This is a genomic window from Burkholderia sp. AU44665, assembly GCF_030504405.1.
Taxonomy (GTDB): Bacteria; Pseudomonadota; Gammaproteobacteria; order Burkholderiales; family Burkholderiaceae; genus Burkholderia; species Burkholderia semiarida.
On record NZ_JAUJRI010000021.1, the window covers coordinates 26,010 to 46,430 of the forward strand.

Here is a 20,421-nt window from a genome sequence, read left to right on the forward strand (position 1 = left end):
CGACGTCGGCTATCGGCTCGCCGATGCGGGCGTCGCGGTCGAGCGCGGGCTCGCGATGATCGACACGCATCTCGCGCAATCGCCGGACGTGGCGTATGCGCTCGACAGCAAGGGCTGGGCGCTGTATCGCCTCGGCCGCAACGACGACGCGCTCGCATGGTTCGACCGCGCGATCGCAATCCTCGCGAAGGACGACGACGCGCGCGAAGCCCTGGCGATCGGGCTCGAGCGCAAGGGCGAAGTGCTGTGGAAGCTGGGCCACCGGGATGAAGCGCGCAACGCGTTCGCGCAGGCGGAGAAAATTCAGCCGGCGAACGCCGCGCTGGCGGAAACGTTGAAGCGGTTGAACGTGCAGGCGCGCTCGGCCGGTGCGACGGCGCCCGGTACGAGCCGCACGTGACGACACGCGCGGCAAGCCGTGATCGTCGGGAAACCCCACATCACGGCTGGCGCGGATCGTCGCGGGACAGCATGTCGACGTGTGCGGATGCGTTCGCCATCGCGCGCGACGCGACGCATCACTCCTCGCCTTTCGGCCCCGGGTTCAACATCACGACGAAGCCGGCCACGCCGACGATCAACGCGATGGCGCCGCCGCGCAGCATCGTCGCGGCATCGAACAACAGGCCCGTCACGACGGCCATCATTCCGGCCAGCGACATGAACACGGCGATCGCCGCGACGACGATGCGGTACTGGCGGCGTATCATCGCGCGCACCGCGTCATGCCGCGGCCGAGGCCGCCTTCACGTCGGCGTCGTCGCCGCGAATCAGCAGCACCGGGCACTTCGAGCCGCGCACGAAGCGCTCGGCGACGCTGCCGAGCAGCACGCGCCGGATGCCGCGCCGCCCGTGCGTGCCGACCACCGCGAGATCGATGCCACGCTCCTTCACGTAGCGCTGCAGCCGCTCCGCGATGTCCTCGCCGATGCTCTCGGTCTCGACCAGTTCGGCTTCGCCCTTCGCGCCGGCCAGCGCGATGATCTGTTCGGCTTCGCGCAGCACCTTGCGCCCGTCGTCGCGGATTTCCTCGACGAGCGCGTGCGGATCGATACGGCCCGCATACGTGAACAGCACCGACTTGTCGACCACATACACGACGCTGACGTGCGCGTCGCCCGCCAGCGCCACCTTCACGGCCTCGGCAAGCGCCTGTTTCGACGAAGCGCTGCCGTCGACGGCCACCATGATCTTCTCGTACATGCGAACCTCGCTGGGGTGAGTTGCCGCGCGCGCTGTCGCGTGCGGCCATGTCGTCATCATCGGCCGACAGCGGGTTCCGGTCTTGACGACGATCAAGCCGGCAAACGTCCGGCCTGCGACCGGACGACGCGGGCGCCCGGACAAGCGGCGAAGCGGAACCGGAAGTGCGAACCACGTCGTCGATCAGGCCGCCGATCCGCATGTCGGTCCGAGCGTCCGGGCGGATTCCGCCGGCTTCCGTGCTCGCGTTGCCGCTCTCGATCCCGACACGACCGAACAGCCATCGCGCCGAAGGCGCTATCATCAACCATGCGACTTTCGTCCGGCCCTTTTTTGCCGGCCCCACTTTCAACTCGCTCAACCGACATGACAACGACTATCGAACGCGTGGACGGCGCCGCCCAGCATCTCGTCGCCGCCCGCCATGCCGGCTCGCCCGGCCCGCTGTTGCCCGATGCACTGCGTCCCGACGACATCGAGACCGCGCTCGCGATCCAGCAGCGCGTGGCCGATTTGCTCGGCGAACCCGTCGGCGGATGGAAATGCGCGCTGCCGCCGCCCGATCGCGTGATCCTCGCGCCGATCTTCGCGTCGACGATCCGCGAAGCCGATGCACCGTACCGCGTCGTCGGCGGACCGATCGTGCGGATCGAACCGGAAATCGCATTCGTGCTCGATCGCGACCTGCCCGCGCGCGAGCACCCGTACGACGAAGACGACGTGCGCGCGGCGATCCGCGAGGTGCGCATCGTGCTCGAGGTGCTCGGCTGCCGCTACGCGGAGCCCGCGCGCGCGTCGAAGTTCGAGCTGCTGGCCGACGGGCAATTCAACCAGGGGCTGTGCGTCGGCCCGGTCGTGCCCGATGGGTTGAACGTGCCGCTCGCGACGCTGGCGTTGTCGTTCGAAGGCGCGCTGAACCGCACGATCGACGGCAGCCATCCGGACGGCGATCCGCTCAAGCCGCTGGTGTGGCTCGTCAATTTCCTCGCGTCGCGCGGCGACGCGGTGCGCGCCGGCCAGATCGTGACGACCGGCTCGTACGCGGGCGCGATCGACGTGCCGCTCGGCGATGTGCTGACGGTCCGCTTCGGCGAGCTCGGCAGCCTGTCGGTGACGTTGACCGCGTGACGGTTCGGTCGCTTTCACGCCGTCCGCCATGTCGCTGACACCGCTTCCCGCCCTGCTCGACGCGACGCTGCGCACCGTCGCGCGCCGTTACCGGCTGCCGCCGCTCGACCGCGCGTCGGCGCTGACCGACGCGACGAACCCGGCCACCGCGCTGGCGATCGTGATCGAGGAAGCGCGCAGCATGCGGGCGGACGGCCACGCGCCCGGCGCGGACTTGCGGCAGCGCTTCATCGACGCGCTTGGGCGGATGATCCGCGATGCGATGGATCCGTCGTCCGGCGATCCGTCGTTTCAGGCATCGGTGCTGCGCCACGATGCGCCGAACGTGCGTGAATACGCGTCGTTGTCCGCGCACGCGGAGCAGGACCGGCGCGCGCTGCACTCGGCCGTCAATGCGATCGCGCACCCGGCCAAGCTCGAGCGCAGCGCCCACGCATGGCAGCGCGACGGCCTCGCGCGCCTGCACGCGGCCGCGGCCGCGGCGTCGTGGGCCGAACTGCACGCGGCGCTCGCGCACCTGCTCGCGCGGCCCGAGACGGCGACCGACACGGCATTCGAGCAGGACATCGTCAGGCTCAAGGACAGCCCCGCGCTCGAACGCATGCTGCGGCTCGATGCGCTCGCCGCGCACGAGGACGTTCGTCGCTACCGCGCGTTGTGGGTCCGGCAGGGGCCGCTCGTCGGCAGCACGGTGGCCGTCGCGCAAGGCGCCGCGTCCCAGCGGCGCGGCGCGGCCGTCGAAGCGCTGGCGGCACAGGCGCTCGACGCATTGGCGTGCCGGCTCGACGCGGTGGACGAGCAGCGTACCTACCGCGTGGTCACGTCGATGCGCGTGCCGTCGTCGATCCCGGGCCGGCACGACCGCGCGAAAACCGAATGGGATGCGATCCTGCTCGAACGTGCGCGCGGCGGCGACCCGGCGCCTGCGTGGAACGTGCGCTTCCTCGTCGAAGCAAAGGCCTCCGCGGATGCCGCGACGACCGATCTGCCGCGGCTGCTGCGCGGCCTGAACCTGCTCGCGCAGGCGGATCCCGACACGGTCTATGCATTCGAGACGCATCAGGGCACGGTGCGCGTGCATGGCGCATCGCTGCACGCATTGACGACCGACGAAGCGGCGCTGCCGCGCGAAGTGCTGTATTGCTGCGACGCGTCCGCGGACGCGACGCCGCGCCTGCTCGGCGCCGCGAGCCGGATGCAGTTGCTGTCCGCGCAGGCGAGCCTCGAATACGCGAGCGCGCTCGCGCGGCGGCCGGACGCCGATCCGGACGGCCTCGGCGTCATCTGGCATGCCCTGCTGACGCTGCCGCAATGGCAAGCCGTGCTGCATCAGTACCCGTCGTTGCGGCAAGTGCGCGAGCTGATGGTGGCCATCGACGATTTGCGCGCCACGCTCGACGAAATGGACGACGGAGGCATCGCCAGCAGCGTGTGCGCGTGAGGCGCGGGCACGGCCGCGACGCTCGCGCGCGCCCGGCTCGGTTGGCGCCCCGCCGGCCGTCACGCGCCGTGAGGTACGATACGCGCCGGGGCAGCGCGCCCCCTGAGAGACCCGGCCGTCGCGGCCCCTAACCAGCACAAGAAAAATGCGAAAAACACCGACGCTGCACCGCAACCTGTTCGCCGCGCTGGCGGCCAGCCTGCTCTGGATGCCGGCCGCCCATGCCAGCGGCGACGACGGCTGCTACGTGCCGACCACGCTCCGGCAGGCTTCATACTCGTGCGGCAACGTGCCGATGCTGACGCCCGCCAACGACACACGCATCAACGCAATGCTGATGATGGCCGACAGCGCCAAGGTCGCGCAGGTGTTCCCGGACCCGAAGACCATCCCGGCGAAAGAGCGGATCAACCAGATCGTCGTGCCGTTCCCGATGGATTTCTCCGGATGGATCTACATCGGCCAGAAGGAGCCCGACAAGACCGGTAGCGCGGCGGACGCCGATGCGTCGTCGAACCGGTACGCGGACGGCGAAGGCAGCATCTGCCGCAGCATGAGCGCCGGCGCGGACGCGTTCAACGAAGCACTCGGCGGCGCCGGCGGCCTGCCCGCCGACGAAGCCGCCCGCCTGCGCGCGGCACGCGCCGACATCGCGCAGAAAACCTGTGGCGCGGGCGCCGCAAGCGCCGCGTGGATGAAGCCGCCGGTCAAGTCGCCGCTCGGCCAGCAGTTCGCCGCGTACCTCGACGGCACGAACGCGTTCTATCGCGCCGACTTCCTCACCGCGACCCGCGCGTTCGCGAACGCATCGCACAGCGCGGACCCGTGGCTGAAGGAAACCGGCCTCTACATGGCCGGGCGCGCGCAGTTGAACGCCGCGCAAGCCAACGTATTCGACCACGACAGCCCGACGCCGACGCGCGCGCGCGTGACGAAGGTGTCGCTCGACGCGGCGAACACCGTGTTCCGCACCTACCTGAAGGTGTATCCGAAGGGGCGCTATGCGGTGTCCGCGGCCGGGCTGTTGCGACGGGTCGCGTGGCTCGGCGGCAACGTCACGCAGCAGGCCGACCTGTACGGCCATGCGCTCGCGCGCTGGTCGCCGGCGACGTCGAACGTGCCGCTGATGCAACTGGCGAACGAACTCGACAGCAAGCTGCTGTTCGGCCCGGAATTCGACGCCGGCCAGATCCAGTCGCCGACCGTGCTCGCCACCGTCGACCTGCTGCGCATGCGCGCGTCGGACAGCAGCGATGCGAGCCGCAAGCCGATGACGCTCGACGAACTGCAGGCGCAGAAGCCGCGCTTCGCGAACGCGCCCGCGCTGTACGACTACCTGCTCGCGACCTGGTACGTGCAGATCGGGCACAAGCCGGACGCCGCCCTCGATCTGCTGCCGCGGACGCCCGCCGCGCCGCTCGACTACTTCGGCCTCAGCCAGCAGGCGCTGCGCGGGTTCGCGCTGGAGGACAGTGGCCAGAACGACACGGCCCGCCAGCTGTGGCGCGACCTGATCCCGCTCGCGAAATTCCGCTTCCAGCGCGAAATGCTGGAACTCGCGCTCGCGATCAACCTGGAACAGGCCGGGCTCGTCAACGACGCGTTCGCCGACGATTCGCTCGTGCAGAACGCCGCGATCCGTGCGGTGCTGCTGCAGCGCGCGGCCAATGCCGACCTGTTGCGCGCGCAGGCGCAGAATCAGGCGACGAGCGGCGCGCTGCGCGACACCGCGCTGTATACACTGCTGTACAAGGAACTCACGCGTTCGCACTACGCGGACTTCCTCGCCGATACCGCGCTGGTGTCGGGCACGCCCGCCGATCCGTTGAAGCCCTTCATCGCCGCCGGCGCGAAAAACGAGGACGGCTACACGTGCCCCTCGGCGCGCGACGTCGCCGCGACGCTGCAGCAGAATCCGGCCGATCCGAAAGGACTGAACTGCCTCGCCGATTTCGTGCGCCTGCATCCGCCGGCGTCGGGCCTCGAAATCGATCCGGTGCCCGCGTGGGTCCGCAACGGATCGAGCGCGGCCGCCACGCGCGTGCCGCCGACGCTCGGCGCGGCGCCGTCGCAGTTCGCCGGCAAGCCGTACGAGCGGATGTCGAGCTACGTGACGGTGATGGCCGATACGCAGGCGAACCCGAACGATCGCGCGTACGCGTTCTACCGTGCGATCAGGTGCTATGCACCGGCCGGCGCCAACGAATGCGGCGGCAAGGAGGTGTCGAAGAGCACGCGCAAGCGCTGGTTCGACACGCTGAAGACAGCCTATCCGGGCAGCCCGTGGGCGCAGAAGCTCCGCTACTACTGGTAGGCCGCATGAAGCGCATCGCGTGCGTCGCGCTGCTGCTGGCCGCGCGCGTCGCGCTGGCCGGCACCGTCGACGCCGCGCGGTACGACGCGTTCTGGCTGTGGGCCGGCGTGAAGCCGCAGGCGGTCGTGCGCGACGCGCGCATCGTCTACGTGCTGCAAGGACAGATCGAGGCGTCGCCGCGGGACGAGTCGCAGGTGCGCGTGATCGCGCAGGGCGTCGCGCTGCCGCCCGCGCCCGACGCGCGCGTGTGGCTCGTCTATCGTGCGCATACGCTGCGCTGGACGCCGCGCGTCACGCAGATCATGCTCGCGCAGCTCGCGCGCTGGCGTGCGTCGGGCCGCACGATCGCCGGCATCCAGATCGATTTCGATGCGGGCACGCGCCACCTGCAGGATTACCTGGCGTTCCTGCGCACGCTGCGCGAGACCTTGCCCGCCGATTGCCGGCTCAGCATCACGGGGCTGCTCGACTGGAGCAGCCGCATCGATACCGACCAGGTCAACGCGCTCAAGGGCATCGTCGACGAGGTGGTCGTGCAGACCTACCAGGGCCGCCGCACGATCCCCGACTACGCGGCGTATCTGCCGCGCGTCGCGCGGCTGCAACTGCCGTTTCGCATCGGCGTGATCCAGGGCGGCGACTGGGACGCGCCGCCGTATCTCGCGACGAACCCGTGGTTCCGCGGCTACGTCGTGTTCCTGCGCAACGGTTAGTGTGGCGGACGTTCGACGGGCGTCGGATCGCCGGTTTTCAATCGCGGCGCCGCCCGCCGCGGCGGGCCGGCGCCGCCACCGTCATGCCCGCACGAACGCCAGCAGATCGGCGTTGAGCACGTCCGCATTGACCGTCAGCATGCCGTGCGAATAGCCCGGGTACGTCTTCAGCGTGCCGTTCTTCAGCAGCTTGATCGACTTCAGCGCGGCATCCGCGATCGGCACGATCTGATCGTCCTCGCCGTGCAGCACGAGCGTCGGGACGGAGATCGACTTCAGGTCGTCGGTCTGGTCCGTTTCCGAAAACGCCTTGATGCCGTCGTAATGCGCCTTCGCGCCGCCTTCCATCCCCTGCCGCCACCAGTTGCGGATCACGCCCTGGTGCACGGTCGCGCCTTCGCGATTGAACCCGTAGAACGGACCGCTCGCCACGTCGAGGAAGAACTGCGCGCGATTGTCGGCGAGCGCTTTCCGGAAGCCGTCGAACACCTCCAGCGGCAGGCCTTCGGGGTTCGATTCGGTTTTCAGCATCAGCGGCGGCACCGCGCTGACCAGCACGGCCTTCGCGACGCGGCCGGCCGGCTCGCCGTGCTTCGCGACGTAGCGCGCCACTTCGCCGCCGCCCGTCGAATGGCCGACATGCACCGCATTGCGCAGGTCGAGCGCCTCGACGACCGCGAACGCGTCCGCCGCGTAATGGTCCATGTCGTGGCCGTCCCAGACCTGCGCCGAGCGGCCGTGCCCGCGCCGGTCGTGCGCGATCACGCGATAGCCGTGCTGGACGAAGAACAGCAGTTGCGCATCCCAGTCGTCGCTGGAAAGCGGCCAGCCGTGGTGGAACATGATGGGCTGCGCGTCTTTCGGACCCCAATCCTTGTAGAAAATCTCGACGTTGTCCTTCGTGGTGACGTACGGCATCGCGGTACTCCTGTGAGGTGGATGAACGTGGCGAACGGGCCGCCGCCATTATCGGCTTTATTGTGAAACCACGACGCCATCGTGCAATGCGATGGCCGATCCTCCACCGGCAGGAAACGGACGAGGCGGCGGGCGTCAGCCGTCCGTCGACACCGTCAGCGCCTCCCACGCGCGGATTTCGTCGTCCAGCGCCGCCAGCTTGCTCCGCACGAGCCGCAGCGCGTCGCTGCCGAGCAGCAGATGCGCGGGCGGATGGTCCGCCGCGATGACGGCGAGCATCGCCCGCGCGGCCTTCGCGGGGTCGCCCGGCTGCTTGCCGCTCTTTTCCTCGCGCGCACGGCGGATCGGGTCGAACAGCGCGTCGTAGTCGGCGATCGAGCGCGGCGTGCGCGCCATCGAGCGGCCGGCCCAGTCGGTGCGGAACGAACCGGGCGCGACGGCCGTCACCGCGATGCCGAACGGCTCGAGTTCCTTGCCGAGGGTCTCGGAAATGCCCTCCAGCGCGAACTTGCTGCCGCAGTAGTACGCGATGCCCGGCATCGTGATGTGCCCGCCCATCGACGTGATGTTCAGGATGCGTCCGCGCCGGCGTTCGCGCATGAACGGCACGACGGCCTTCATCATCGCGACCGCGCCGAACACGTTCACGTCGAACTGGCGGCGCATCTCGTCGAGCGGCGACTCCTCCATGATCCCTTCGTGCCCGTAACCCGCGTTGTTCACCAGCACGTCGACGGGCCCGACGTTCGCCTCGATGTCCGCGACGACGCCGTCGATCCGCTCGAAATCGGTCACGTCGAGCACGCGTGCGACGGCCGCCTGCGCGGACAGCGCCTCGAAGTCGCGCGCCGCCTGCGCGCTGCGCACCGTGCCGACCACTGTGTGGCCGGCGGCCAGCGCTTCCTGGGCCAGCGCGCGGCCGAAACCGCTGCTGACGCCGGTAATGAGCATGATGTTGCCGGATGCCATGTGAGCCTCTCCCGAATGTCGATTCAAGCGTGCATACTAGTCTGACGAACGACGCCGAATAAGCCCGATTCCGCTGATTTTCTTGCACAAAACTATGAGCACCGTGCCCGTCTCCGCCCGATCTCCAGCGCTGTCGCCGCGCGACCGGAAGCGCCTGGTGGCGCTGCTGCGCGCGCTGGCGCCGAACGAGGGCTACAACCTGACCGCGCTGCCGAGCGTGCGCATCCTGCGCTCGAACCGCGCGCTGTCGCGCACGCCGGTGCTGTACGACCCGGGCATCGTGATCGTGTGCCAGGGGTCGAAGCGCGGCTACTTCGGCGGCGAGTGCTATCTGTACGACGAACACCATTATCTGGCCGTCTCCGTGCCGGTCCCGTTCAGCATGGAAACCGACGCGACGCCCGATCGGCCGCTGCTCGCGCTGTACCTGCACCTCGATTTCACGCTGGCCGCCGAACTCGCCGCGCAGATCGACCGCGTGGGCGTCGCGGAAACGGTGCAGGCGCCGAAGAGCATGATGTCGACGCCGATGGACGAAGCGATGCACGCGTCGGTGCTGCGTTTCGTCGACGCGATGCAGCGGCCGCTCGACGCCGCCGTGCTCGGCCCGGCGCTGCTGCGCGAGCTGTATTTCCGCGTGCTGACCGGCGCGCAGGGCCACGCGATGCGCAGCGCGCTGGCGATGCGCGGGCAATACGGCCGGATCGGGCGATCGTTGCGCATGATCCACGCCGATTACGCGCGGCCGCTCGACGTGTCGCAACTGGCCGACGAAGCCGGCATGAGCGTGCCGAGCTTTCACAGTCACTTCAAGGCGATCACGCAGGTGTCGCCGATGCAGTACCTGAAATCGACGCGGCTGCATCAGGCGCGGCTGTTGATGGTGCGCCAGGACCTGACGGCGGAGGCGGCCGGCTATGCGGTCGGCTATACGAGCCCGTCGCAGTTCAGCCGGGAATTCAAGCGCCTGTTCGGCTTGACGCCGGCGAAGGAAGCGCAGCGCATGCGCGCGAGCTTCGCGATTCCGGAAGCGTTCGACGATGCGGTGTTCGTGTCGTCGCATTGACGTCGTTGACGTGTGCCGAACCCCGGCCGCGACGCGCGCGTTCATCGCGCCGCATCGAGCGCGGCAGGCCAGCGACTTCAGGATGAACGCGGTCACGCCCCGGATGCCCTGCGGCGCCAGCGCGAGACTTCGGCTCTCGGGCCGGCGGCTGGCCGTCGCGGTCGCGGACAATACCGAGGCAGCGATGGCGGAATTCGGCGACCAGTCGCCCGACCACGCGACGCTGACGACCCATCCGGTCATCGCGCTGCTCGCGGTCGAGTCCATCAAGGCCGACGTGAGCGGTCGCGTCTTGCTCGACGCGATGAGTCCGGCAGAATACCGGAAAGTGCTGAAGCATCCCGACATGCAGGCGATGCTCGCACCGCTCGACAAACAGGGCCGACCCACACGAGATACCGATGACCCAGTACACCTTCCGCCTGCTGAACGTCTTCGCCGAATCGACGTTCGGCGGCAACCCGCTGTGCGTGTTCGACGATGCGCGCGGCATGGACGACGCGACCATGCAGGCGCTGGCCGTGCAGTTCAATCTGTCGGAGACGACCTTCGTGCTGCCGTCCGAGCGCGCGCATGCACGCGTGCGCATCTTCACGCCCGGCTACGAGATGGCTTTCGCGGGCCATCCGACGCTCGGCACCGCGCACGTCGTGCGGGACCTGCTCGAGGCAGGCGATGCGCTGTCGCTCGAATTCAAGGCCGGCGTCGTCGACGTCGCCGCGCGCGGCGACGTGTGGACCTTCATCGCGCCGCACGCCGGCATGCCGAACACGGCGCCGTGCGCGTTGCCGAATGCGCAGGTCGCGGCGCTGCTCGGAATCGCGGAAAGCGACCTGCTCGCGCCGCCGCTGTGGGTCGACACCGGTGCCGACCAGTTGCTGGTCGCGCTCAAGGACCCGGCCGCCGTGCGGCGCGCGCAGCCCGATAGCGCGCACCTCGACGTCTGGCCGCGAAGCAGCCTCGGCCGCAAGACCGCCTATGTGTTCGCGTTCGATGCCGCGCGCCCGGGGACGGTCGTGTCCCGCTACTTCTTCGTGAAGCAAGGCGGCGGCGTGTCGGAAGACCCAGGCACCGGATCGGCCTGCGCGAATCTGGGCGGCTGGCTGCTCGCCGCCGGACACGATCTGCCGGCCGCGTTTCGGGTCGAGCAAGGCGAAGCCGTCGGCCGGCCCTGCCTGCTGCGCTTGTCGGTCGATGCCGCGGGCGAAATCGGCGTCGGCGGGCGCGTGATCGAAATCGGGCGCGGCGTGATCAACGTGTGACCGACGCACGCCCGCCGATGCCGACGCCGACGCTCATCGCGCGCCTACCCGCCACACCGTCACTTCGTGCAGCGTCTCGCCCGGCTTGAGCGCCGTCGACGGGAAGGCCGGATGATTCGGCGAATCGGGAAAATGCTCGGCCTCCAGCGCGAACGCATCGGTTTGCCGGTAGGCCGTTCCGCCCTTGCCCGCGACACTGCCGTTCAACCCGTTGGCCGTATAGAACTGCAGCCCCGGCTGCGTCGTGTACAGCTCGAGGAACCGCCCGGACGCCGGGTCGTAAGCACGCGCGGCAAACGCCGGCGCCGTCTGGCCGCCCTGGTCGAGCACCCAGTTCTGGTCGTAGCCATGCGCGATCGCAAGCTGCGGATACGCATCGCGCAAATGCGCGCCGATCGGCGTCAACTGGCGCAGATCCATCGGCGTGCCCGCGACGCTCGCCAGTTGCCCGGTCGGAATCGACGTGCCGTCGGTCGGCGTGAAACGCGATGCGGCGATCTCGATCAGTTGCCGCTCGACGCTACCGGCTGCCTGCCCCGCCAGATTGAAGTAGCTGTGGTTGGTCAGGTTGACGACCGTGTCCCGATCGGTCGTCGCGCGGTAGTCGATGCGGATCTCGTCGTCGCGGGTCAGCGTGTAGGTGACGTCCGTCGTCAGCGTGCCGGGGAAGCCGTTCTCGCCGTCGGGGCTCACGTAGCGCAGCGTGACGCTCGAACCGGCCGCGTCGCTGTGCGTACCGGTGACCTTCCACACCTTCGCGTCGAAACTGTCCGGGCCGCCGTGCAGCGTGTTCGGCCCGTCGTTGACCGGCAGCGTCCACGTCTTGCCGCCGAGCGTGAAACGCCCGCCCGCGATGCGGTTCGCATACCGGCCGATCAGCGCGCCGAAATGGATGTTGCCGTTGTGCGCTTCGTAGTCGCGCAGCGAATCGAAGCCGAGCACGATGTCGGCAACGTGGCCGGTGCGGTCGGGCACGTCGAGCGCGGTCACGATGCCGCCGTACGTGATGACTTTCAGCGTCACGCCGTGCCGGTTCGCGAGCGTGTACTGGCTCACCGCCTGCCCGCTCGCGGTCGTCCCGTAATCGGCGCGGCTGATCGACACGTCGGGCGCCGCCGATGCGGCGGCTGCATGCAGCGCGAACGTTGCGAACACACCTATCGCGAGCATCGGTTGTCGCGGCCAGCGTCGTTTCATGAAAATCTCCAAAGTGGTGCGGCCCGTGCAGGCGCGCAAGTTGCATGCCCGCACGGCGCCACGTTTGCCATGCTGCGCGCATCGTCCGCCCGAGCAATCGCCGCCATGAACGCCGTCTCCACCGATATCGCGCGCACGCTGCGCGCCGCCCGCGATGCCTGCTTCGGCGCGGCGGCCGTGTGGCCGCTCGTCGAGCGCGCATACGGCGAGCTGCGGCGCTTCGATCACACGCTCGCGCATCTGGCGGAATTGTTCGCGCACCTCGCGCCGTATCGTACGGAACCGCCGTGGCCGGTCATCGAGCTCGCGGCATGGGCCCATGACGTCGTCTACGCGACGACGCTGCAGGACGACGCAGACAACGAAGCGCGCAGCGCTCGTGCGGGTCGCGAACACGCACTGTACCGCGTCATGGTTGCACGCGCACGCATCGCATCCGTCCATGGGCCGCGATCTCGTCCTAGCCACGCAGTCGCACCGGCTGCCCGAAACGTACGCCGCCGATCCGCCGTGGCAGCGCGCGGGGCAGATTTTTCTCGACGCCGATCTCGCGATCCTCGCGGCCGCGCCCGACCGGCTCCGCGAACACGACCGTGCGATCGCGCGCGAATGGGCACAGGATCCCGATGCGCCGTCGGCCAGCTTCCGCGTCGGCCGCAAGCGGGCGCTCGTCCATTTGCGCGAGCAGGCGCCGCTGTTTCGCTCGGCGGAATTCGCGCCGCTCGAACCGCGCACGCGACGCAATCTCGACATGCTGATCGACCTCTACGGGTAAGCGCCGCGCAGGCTCGCCACGAACGTGCTCGCCCGGCTCGCGGCGCGGACCGGCGCACCCCGCCTTCGCATCGCGACGATCGCGATCACGTATGGTCCGCGCGCCACCGGCGTGGCGTGACACCGGTCAACCGCGTGAAGGTTCGCGAGAAATGGCTTTGATCGGCGAAGCCGCACGCGGCGGCGATCAGGCTCAACGGCACGTCCGGGTTGCGCATCCACTCCTTCGCCCGTTCGACGCGCTGCACGATGAGCCAGCGATGTGGCGGCAGCCCGGTCGTCCGATGAAACGCCTTGACGAAATGACTGCGAGACAGCCCGCACGCGCTCGCCACGTCGGCCAGCCCGATGTTGCCGTCGAGATGCGCGAGCAGCAGGTCTTTCGCGCGGCGCGCCTGCGACGGCGTGAGCTTGCCGTCCGACTTTTCCCGCCGTTCGCCGATGCCGCCGTATCGGCACGCGACGTGCGCCTGGAACGCCAGCCCTACGTGATCGATGAAGATCTGCGATGCCTCGCCAGGCCGGGCCAGCGCGGGCAGCAGCGCGCGTCCGAGCGCATGGATGACCGAATCGTGGGTGCTCAGATGCGGCGGCAGATAAAGCTGCGGCCGCCGCCGGTCGCCGAGGTCGTCGACCGTTTCCTCGAGCATGGGGCGCGGCAGGTGGAAATGCAGGCAATCGAACGCGCCCTTCAGGTCGGCCACCCAGCGACGGTCGAGATCGTAGATCGACACGGTTCCCGCGTCGTACGGAACGAACGGCGCGGGGCGGCCATCGAGCCACAGATCCTGTTCGCCGAACGCATGCAACTGCAAGACGATCAGATCCGTATTCTCCAGTTCATAGGGCGCGGTCAGCCCCATGTTCCGGCGCAAGGTCTTGAGTCGGACGATACCGATTTGCCCCTTCGGCAACGCCTGCGTGACGATGGTCTGCCTGACGTCGGCCGGGATGAAATCGGAGGACGCGGTGTCCGGCTGAGCGGTGGTCATGGGACGATGCGAAGACACGAATGACAGGAGTGGTCACTCTAGCAAATCACGGTGACGCACGCCGCTCGCGCCGCGGCGGCACTGGTATGATGCGCCAGCCACCCCCTACCGGAATTTGCGATGAAGCTGTCATTCGAAGCGCTCGAAGCCCTGGACGCGATCGACCGCACCGGAACCTTTGCCGAAGCCGCGGAACTGCTGCATCGCGTGCCGTCCGCGCTGACCTACCTCGTGCAGAAACTTGAAAGCGATCTCGGCGTGGCGCTGTTCGACCGCAGCGGCCGGCGCGCGAAGCTCACGCATGCGGGACGCATCGTCGTCGAGGAAGGCCGCCGCCTGCTGCGCGCGGCCGAGCAACTCGAGCTGAAGGCGCTGCGTGCGCAACAGGGCTGGGAAACGGAAGTGCGCGTCTGTATCGACGAAATTCTGCCGTTCGGCGCGCTGTGGCCGTACGTCCACCGCTTCTACGCGCTCGGAATGGACACGCGGCTGCGGCTGTCGACCGAAGTGCTCGGCGGCGCGTGGGATGCGCTGATTTCGCGGCGGGCCGATCTCGTCGTCGGCGCGGCGGGCGAACCGCCGGAATTGCCGGGCATCGTCGCGCGGCCGATCGGCTCGCTCAGGCACGTGTTCGCGGTCGCGCCGTCCCATCCGCTCGCGGCGTTGCCCGAACCGCTCGCGATGGCGTCGGTCGTCCAGTATCGCGGCGCGGTGATCAGCGATACGTCGCGCGAATTGCAGCCGCAGTCCGTCGCGATCGATGCGGGCCAGCCTTACCTCGCGGTACCGACGCTGGCCGCGAAACTGGAAGCGCAATGCGAAGGGCTCGCGGTCGGCACGCTGCCGGAATGCATCGCGGCGCGCGCGATCGCCGACGGCAAGCTCGTCGCGCGCCAGGTGACGGGCATGCGCGACACCACGCACTGCTATCTCGCGTGGCGCGGCGACGAGGCGGGCCGCGCGCTGCACTGGTGGGTCGAGCAACTCGACCAGCCGGATCTCGTCGAGCGTTTCACGACACCCGACTGACGCGCCCGTTCACCGCCCGTCGGCACGCCGGGGCCGCACGCGCTGCCGCCCGGCCGCCCGGCCGCCCGCCGATGACTGACGGCCCGGCGTCGCACGCGTCACGCAGCGCCCCGGCACGGCGCCACGCGCCGCGACGGCAAGCGCACGTCCATCCCGTCCCGCCGGCAACCCTCGCGATTCGCGCCGCGCGTCAGCCGAGCGAATCATGCAGCCGCTTCATTTCCTTCTCGAGCCATCCGATCAGGCTGAACCCCGCGTGCGCCTGCTCGACCGGCGGAATCATCATCCTTTCCTCGGTCGCGACATGTTCGGTGAGCGACTCGCACATCAGCCTGCCGAGCGCCGGCTTCCTGCCGATCAGCGCCGCCAGATCCTCGCTGCGAAGCTGATGCACGGTCATCGCGGTCACCGCGTGGACGGTCGCATGAAGCCGCGTGCCGGCGAGCACGACCGACTGCCCGATCGCATCGCCGGGCGCCATCCGACGGACTTCGACGTCGCCCGCGGCACCCGGCACGAACACCGCCGCGACGCCCGATTCGACGATCGTCAGCACGCGCGACTCGGCATTCGACGCATAGATCACGTCGCCCTTGCCGAACGAACGCGCCACCAGCGCATCGGCCAGCACGGCCAGATCGTCGTCGTCGACGCATGCGAACAATTCGACCGCCCGCAACAGCAGCAGCCGGCGCGATACCGGATGCGCTTGCGATGTCGATGGCGACGCACACGCCGGCGCGGCGCCCGCGAGCGGCCGCCACGCCACGCCCGCCGCGGCCAGGTGCCGATGCGCGAGATCGTAGAGCGCGTTGCGCACGGTGGTTTTCTTCTGCAGTGCGTCGACGTAACAGATGAGTTCGTACTGGATCGCGTTCGCGCGGAACGCCTTCACGACGGCGATCGGCGCGGGGCGCGCGAGCACGTCGAGCGAACTCGCCGCGGCGCGCTCCAGTGCGCCGACGGCGACGGCCGGCCGCACTGCGGGATCGAGGTCGAGCGCGAGCGTGACGCCGTGCAGGCCGGCCGGCTCGCTGAGGTTCACGATCGTGGCGCGCGCCGCCGCGCTGTTCGGCACGACGACCAGGTTGCCGAGGCTGTCGATCAGCTTCGTCGCGCGCCAGTTGCTCTCGACGATCCGCCCTTCGAGCTCGCCGATCGACACCGTATCGTCGAGCCGGAACGGTTGCGTGGTATTCAGCACGAGCCCGGAGAACACGTCGTTCAGCGTGTTCTGGAGCGCGAGACCGAGTATCACCGCGACGGCGCCGGAGGTCGCGACGAGGCCGCTCAACGGCAGGCCGAGCACGTAGCCCAGCGCGGCCACCGCGGCCGCGCCGAACACGATGCCTGCGGCGATGTCGTGAAAGAGCCGCTGGCTGTGCCATGCACGCGGCAGCAGCAGATGATTGAGCAGCAGGCTGAACACGATCGCGCACTGGAGCCACCATGCGATGCAGATCGCCTGGACCGCGATCCGGTCGAGCCCGCCGATCGATGCGGGCACCGCGAGCGGGCTCACGCCGGTCGCGAACAGCACGGCGCTCAGCGCGGCGAACGCCGCACAGCGCCGGATCGCGCGCGTCACGGGGCGCGCGCGCCCGAACAGCCGCCACGCGGCGAGATCGGCCAGCACGATCGGCGCGCCGTAGATCGCCGTATCGGAGAAATTCAACATGTCGGATCGCCATCGCGGCGCGCGAAAGGGTCAAGGCGGCAAGACGAACGTCGCCGCGGGAACGGAATCATCGGACGCATCGCGTGCCGGCCGTCGTCGCGCCGGTCGCGGCTAGTCGCGCCGGCGCGCGACGCCCGGCAACGGCAACACGTAGCGGCCGGCGCCGGCGATCGCGATCGTGCCGAACAGGATCAGCAGCATCCATGCGAACTGCGCATCGCGCAGCGGCCAGTCCGGGTGCACGAACACCAGCGCGACGAGCGTGACGATCATCACCGGCAGCGCCGCGAGCCTCGGGTACAGGCCGACGATCATGAAGATCGGGCACACGACCTCCGCGAAGATCGCGAACACGATCGACAGCGTGCGGCCGAGATGGAACGGATCCTCGATGGCGGCGGCTTCGGCCGTGTAATGCAGGATCTTCGGCAGGCCGTGAACCACGAGCAGCAGCACGCTGGCCGATACACGCAGGAACAGCAGGCCGAGATCGGTCGCGTGGCTGGAAAGGTCGGAGTGGGCAGGATTCATGCGGCGTTTCGTCGATTGAGCGGGATGCACGGCGGCGTGCGCCGGGTGGCATGCCGGCGCCCGCCGTCCAGGCAATCTACGCGTGCCGCCTGCCGCTGTCCTGTATCCGGGCTGAATCGTTCTGAAACAGACGAGCGGCGCGCGAACCCGGCGTCACGACTCGCGCGACGGCAACTCGGCCTCGGCCGCATCGAATCCGAGCGCGTGCACTTCCGACCACGCATCATGCGCCGCCTGCGTCGACTCCGCCGTATGCGCGAGCGCAGCCGCATACGCGGCCAGCAATCGCACGCGCGCATCGTCGGACACCAGGGCGGCATCCGCGTCGCGCATCGCATCGAGCGCGACGCGCGCGCGCTCCCGACATTCGTCGACGAGCGACAGATCGAACAGGCAAGGCACCGCGACGGCCGCGAGCGCGATGCCGAGCGCCGCGTCGCCGCGCGCCGAAAATGCCCAGTCGAGCGCAGCACGCAGATTGCCGAGTTCGCACCGGACCGCGTCGAGCCGGGTCGTGCCGCCCGGCTCGCCGCCTGGCTGCTCGCCGCCGTGGGTCGCGCTCCGGAACAGCGCGAGAAAGTAGGCCGCATGCGCGCGGGCGGCAGCCTCGCCCTCGCCGTGACTGTCGAGCTGCTGTTGCGCGTAGGCCCGCGTGGTCGTCAGCAGCCGGTAGCGCGGCGTGCCGTGCGCGGTCTCGAGGATCAGCAGCGACTTCGACACGAGGCCGGCGATCGTATCGAGCAGGTCGGCGCCGGCCAGCCCGTTGGCGCCGACGACCTCGCGCACGGCCTCGATCGCGAAGCTGTCGCGGAACACGCCGAGCCATCGCAGCAGCAGGCGCTCGGACTCCCCGAGCAACCGGTAGCTCCAGTCGTACATCGCCTGCAGCGTCTGATGGCGCGGCAACGCGGTGCGAAATCCGCCGGTCAGCAGCCGGAAGTGATCGTCGAGATGGGCGGCCAGCACGTCGATGCCGAGCACGGCGGCGCGTGCCGCGGCCAGCTCGATCGCGAGCGGCAGGCCGTCGAGGCGGCGGCAGACCGACGCCATCAACGACAGGCTGCGCGCGTCGAGCGGAAAGCGCGGATCGGCCGCGCGTGCGCGCGCCGCGAACAACTGCACCGCGCTCGCGCCCATCGCCTCGTGATCGCCGGCGCCTTCGCCCGGTATGTCGAGCGGCGGCACCGGGCACACGCGCTCGCCGTGGATGCGCAGCGATTCCCGGCTCGTCGCGAGCACGCACAGCCCGTCGTCCGCATCGGTGAGCGCGCTCGCGATCCGCGCGGCGGCGTCGAGCAGGTGCTCGCAGTTGTCGAGCACGAGCAGCATCCGGCGCCGCGCGACGCTGGCGAGCACCGCTTCGAGCGTCAGCGAGCCGGTCGGCTGCGTGATGCCGAACGCGCCGGCGAGCGCGTCCGGCACGAAGCGCGGACACGCGACGGTGGCGAGCGAAACGAATACGGTGCCTTCCGGAAAGCGCGCGTCGGCGCGCGCCGCCGCTTCGATCGCGACCCGCGTCTTGCCGATGCCGCCCGCGCCGACGAGCGTCACGATGCGCGCCGTGCGCAGCGCGGCCAGCACGTCGGCGACCGTCTGTTCGCGGCCGAACAACGCGCCCGGCGCGGCGGACGGCCGCCACGTGGCCGGGCGCACGGGCGCGGCGCCCGCGTCCTGCCCGGAAACCAGCCGATAGCCGCGACCGGGTACCGTCACGATCAGGTTCCGGTCGCCGGCCAGCGCCTTGCGCAGCGATGCGATGTGCACCTGCAGGTTGTTTTCCTCCACCACGGTGTGCGGCCACACGCGCTGCATGATTTCATCTTTCGATACCAGCGCACCGTTCGCCCGAATCAACAGTTCGAGAATTTCGAATGCGCGGCTGCCGATGCGCAGCAGCTTGCCGTTCGAACGAATTTCACGTCTGTCGAGAAAAACGTGAAGTGTTCCAATCCGGATCATGGGAATTTCTTGAGGGTGACATTCAACGGCGCCCGGCTGAAATCGGGTGCCGGTTCGCCATCAATGCTACGGTATTTGCATGATCGAATGATTCAAATTATCAGAATGGACGGCTCGAATTTTTTGAAATGACGAAAATGCCGCGGCGGGGCCCGGCGCCCGACACGTCCGCATGCACCGGCATGCGGCAGGACGATGCACGTTTCATGTGCAAATCATGGATGCGTCCATGAACGCGATTTCGATATATCAGACGAAATTGCCGAGCGCGGAAATGCCGCGCATTTCCCTTTTCGATTCGCCCGGCCGATTCCCGATTCATTTTCCGCTCGATCCGTTGCACCGGCCGAATATCCGCGGGATTATCGGCATCGCCTCGAATCGATTCGCCGCGCGGCGCCGCGGCGCGCGCTCAGGACCGCGCGAACGCCAGCAGCTCGTCGTTCAGCCGCGTCGCGTGCGTCAGGTAAAGCGCATGCGGACCGCCTTCGTAGACGCTCAGCGTCGCATGCGGGACCAGCTTCGCCGTCGCGGCGCCGGTCAGCGCGAGCGGAACCGTCTGGTCGTCGTCGCCGTGAATCACGCGCGTCGGCACGTCGAATCGTTGCAGGTCGGCCCGAAAATCGGTCTCGGAAAACGCGCGAACGCAATCAAGCGTGCCCTTCAGCCCGGCCTGCCACGCCATGAACGACGTCCAGTCGAGCGCGGCGCGCGAAACCGTCGAACCGTCGCGGTTCGACCCGGTAAAGAGGGGCCAGAAGCCGTCGAGAAAGGCGGCGCGATCGGCCGCGATGCCCGCGCGAATGCCGTCGAAGAGCGCGACGTCCACGCCTTCCGGATGATCGTCGCGGCGCGCGATGAGCGGCGTCACCGAACCGATCAGCACCGCCTTCGACACGCGCTTCGTGCCATGCCGGCCGATGTAGCGGGCCACCTCGCCGCCGCCCATCGAAAAGCCGACGAGCGTCACGTCATGCAGGTCGAGCGTGTCGAGCAGCGTCGCGAGATCGTCGGCCAGCGTGTCGTAGTCGTAACCGCCCCACGGCTGGCCGGAGCGGCCGAAGCCGCGCCGGTCGTATGCGACGCAGCGCAGGCCGTGCGACGCGAGATGGTGCATCTGCACGTCCCACATGTCGGCATTCAGCGGCCAGCCGTGAATGAACACGACCGGGCGGCCGCTGCCCCAGTCCTTGTAGTGAATCGACACGCCGTCGCGGGTGGTGAACGTGCTCATGAGGGTTCCTTTC

General features: G+C 69.1%; 19 protein-coding genes and 1 pseudogene. 10 read left to right on the forward strand and 10 right to left on the reverse strand.

All coding sequences use genetic code 11. The features are described 5' to 3' along the window. Positions 1-55 precede the first annotated feature (55 nt). The gene (locus tag QZM15_RS27945) at positions 56-400 is read left to right on the forward strand and encodes a tetratricopeptide repeat protein (protein ID WP_059574898.1); all 345 of its coding nucleotides are present in this window, start codon (positions 56-58) and stop codon (positions 398-400) included. 118 nt (positions 401-518) lie between these two features. Here QZM15_RS27945 and QZM15_RS27950 read toward each other — a convergent pair whose 3' ends face one another. Both QZM15_RS27950 and QZM15_RS27955 read right to left on the reverse strand, forming a co-directional pair. Next, positions 519-710 carry a DUF2964 family protein gene (locus tag QZM15_RS27950; protein WP_059640780.1) on the reverse strand — a complete coding sequence of 64 codons (192 nt, stop codon included), beginning with the start codon at positions 708-710 and terminating at the stop codon, positions 519-521. Positions 711-723: 13 nt separating this feature from the next. Beyond that, on the reverse strand, positions 724-1,203 hold the full coding sequence (locus QZM15_RS27955) for a universal stress protein (RefSeq protein ID WP_124659122.1): 480 nt from the start codon (positions 1,201-1,203) through the stop codon (positions 724-726). A 366-nt stretch (positions 1,204-1,569) separates the two neighbouring features. Between QZM15_RS27955 and QZM15_RS27960 the strand changes: the two genes are divergently transcribed. From QZM15_RS27960 to QZM15_RS27975, 4 genes are all read left to right on the forward strand, one after another. Beyond that, positions 1,570-2,331, forward strand: coding sequence for a 2-keto-4-pentenoate hydratase (locus QZM15_RS27960; protein ID WP_275905420.1), 762 nt, complete (start codon positions 1,570-1,572; stop codon positions 2,329-2,331). A 28-nt stretch (positions 2,332-2,359) separates the two neighbouring features. Further along, on the forward strand, positions 2,360-3,772 hold the full coding sequence (locus QZM15_RS27965) for a 3-deoxy-D-arabino-heptulosonate 7-phosphate synthase (RefSeq protein ID WP_302107667.1): 1,413 nt from the start codon (positions 2,360-2,362) through the stop codon (positions 3,770-3,772). A 145-nt stretch (positions 3,773-3,917) separates the two neighbouring features. Next, positions 3,918-6,086, forward strand: a complete 2,169-nt coding sequence (locus tag QZM15_RS27970) for a hypothetical protein (protein ID WP_302107668.1) — start codon at positions 3,918-3,920, stop codon at positions 6,084-6,086. 5 nt (positions 6,087-6,091) lie between these two features. Further along, entirely contained in the window at positions 6,092-6,799 is a 708-nt protein-coding gene (locus tag QZM15_RS27975; protein WP_302107669.1) for a DUF3142 domain-containing protein, read from the forward strand. Positions 6,800-6,880: 81 nt separating this feature from the next. Here the strand turns inward: QZM15_RS27975 and QZM15_RS27980 are convergent, their stop codons facing one another. Next, complete coding sequence (locus QZM15_RS27980; RefSeq protein ID WP_089466092.1) at positions 6,881-7,717, reverse strand: alpha/beta fold hydrolase; 837 nt, start codon at positions 7,715-7,717, stop codon at positions 6,881-6,883. 135 nt (positions 7,718-7,852) lie between these two features. Beyond that, positions 7,853-8,686 carry an oxidoreductase gene (locus QZM15_RS27985; protein ID WP_059574878.1) on the reverse strand — a complete coding sequence of 278 codons (834 nt, stop codon included), beginning with the start codon at positions 8,684-8,686 and terminating at the stop codon, positions 7,853-7,855. Between the two features lie 94 nt (positions 8,687-8,780). Between QZM15_RS27985 and QZM15_RS27990 the strand changes: the two genes are divergently transcribed. The 3 genes and pseudogenes from QZM15_RS27990 to QZM15_RS28000 all read left to right on the forward strand — a co-directional run bounded on the left by QZM15_RS27990 (position 8,781) and on the right by QZM15_RS28000 (position 11,014). Next, positions 8,781-9,752: an AraC family transcriptional regulator gene (locus QZM15_RS27990; protein WP_302107670.1), complete on the forward strand. Its 972-nt coding sequence runs from the start codon at positions 8,781-8,783 to the stop codon at positions 9,750-9,752. Positions 9,753-9,861: 109 nt separating this feature from the next. Beyond that, positions 9,862-10,128: pseudogene (locus QZM15_RS27995) on the forward strand (TrmB family transcriptional regulator); the annotation flags it as partial. A gap of 25 nt (positions 10,129-10,153) precedes the next feature. Continuing rightward, positions 10,154-11,014: a PhzF family phenazine biosynthesis protein gene (locus QZM15_RS28000; RefSeq protein WP_059574872.1), complete on the forward strand. Its 861-nt coding sequence runs from the start codon at positions 10,154-10,156 to the stop codon at positions 11,012-11,014. A gap of 33 nt (positions 11,015-11,047) precedes the next feature. On the opposite strand, the gene QZM15_RS28005 is transcribed toward QZM15_RS28000, so the two are convergent. Continuing rightward, positions 11,048-12,211 (reverse strand): aldose epimerase family protein, encoded by a 1,164-nt coding sequence (locus tag QZM15_RS28005; protein WP_059575186.1) that lies wholly within the window; start codon positions 12,209-12,211, stop codon positions 11,048-11,050. A gap of 442 nt (positions 12,212-12,653) precedes the next feature. Here QZM15_RS28005 and QZM15_RS28010 point away from each other — a divergent pair, with 442 nt between their 5' ends. Beyond that, entirely contained in the window at positions 12,654-12,986 is a 333-nt protein-coding gene (locus QZM15_RS28010) for a hypothetical protein (RefSeq protein WP_302107671.1), read from the forward strand. A gap of 85 nt (positions 12,987-13,071) precedes the next feature. On the opposite strand, the gene QZM15_RS28015 is transcribed toward QZM15_RS28010, so the two are convergent. Beyond that, positions 13,072-13,977: an AraC family transcriptional regulator gene (locus tag QZM15_RS28015; RefSeq protein ID WP_302107672.1), complete on the reverse strand. Its 906-nt coding sequence runs from the start codon at positions 13,975-13,977 to the stop codon at positions 13,072-13,074. A 120-nt stretch (positions 13,978-14,097) separates the two neighbouring features. Between QZM15_RS28015 and QZM15_RS28020 the strand changes: the two genes are divergently transcribed. Then, positions 14,098-15,006 (forward strand): LysR family transcriptional regulator, encoded by a 909-nt coding sequence (locus tag QZM15_RS28020; protein WP_059574869.1) that lies wholly within the window; start codon positions 14,098-14,100, stop codon positions 15,004-15,006. 190 nt (positions 15,007-15,196) lie between these two features. Here the strand turns inward: QZM15_RS28020 and QZM15_RS28025 are convergent, their stop codons facing one another. The 4 genes from QZM15_RS28025 to QZM15_RS28040 form a co-directional block, all read right to left on the reverse strand. Beyond that, the gene (locus QZM15_RS28025; RefSeq protein ID WP_302107673.1) at positions 15,197-16,684 is read right to left on the reverse strand and encodes a mechanosensitive ion channel family protein; all 1,488 of its coding nucleotides are present in this window, start codon (positions 16,682-16,684) and stop codon (positions 15,197-15,199) included. Positions 16,685-16,795: 111 nt separating this feature from the next. Continuing rightward, the gene (locus QZM15_RS28030) at positions 16,796-17,215 is read right to left on the reverse strand and encodes a DoxX family protein (RefSeq protein ID WP_059574865.1); all 420 of its coding nucleotides are present in this window, start codon (positions 17,213-17,215) and stop codon (positions 16,796-16,798) included. A 153-nt stretch (positions 17,216-17,368) separates the two neighbouring features. Next, positions 17,369-19,174, reverse strand: a complete 1,806-nt coding sequence (locus QZM15_RS28035) for a winged helix-turn-helix domain-containing protein (protein WP_302107674.1) — start codon at positions 19,172-19,174, stop codon at positions 17,369-17,371. 412 nt (positions 19,175-19,586) lie between these two features. Next, positions 19,587-20,408 carry an alpha/beta fold hydrolase gene (locus tag QZM15_RS28040; RefSeq protein ID WP_059574862.1) on the reverse strand — a complete coding sequence of 274 codons (822 nt, stop codon included), beginning with the start codon at positions 20,406-20,408 and terminating at the stop codon, positions 19,587-19,589. Between the last annotated feature and the right edge of the window lie 13 nt (positions 20,409-20,421).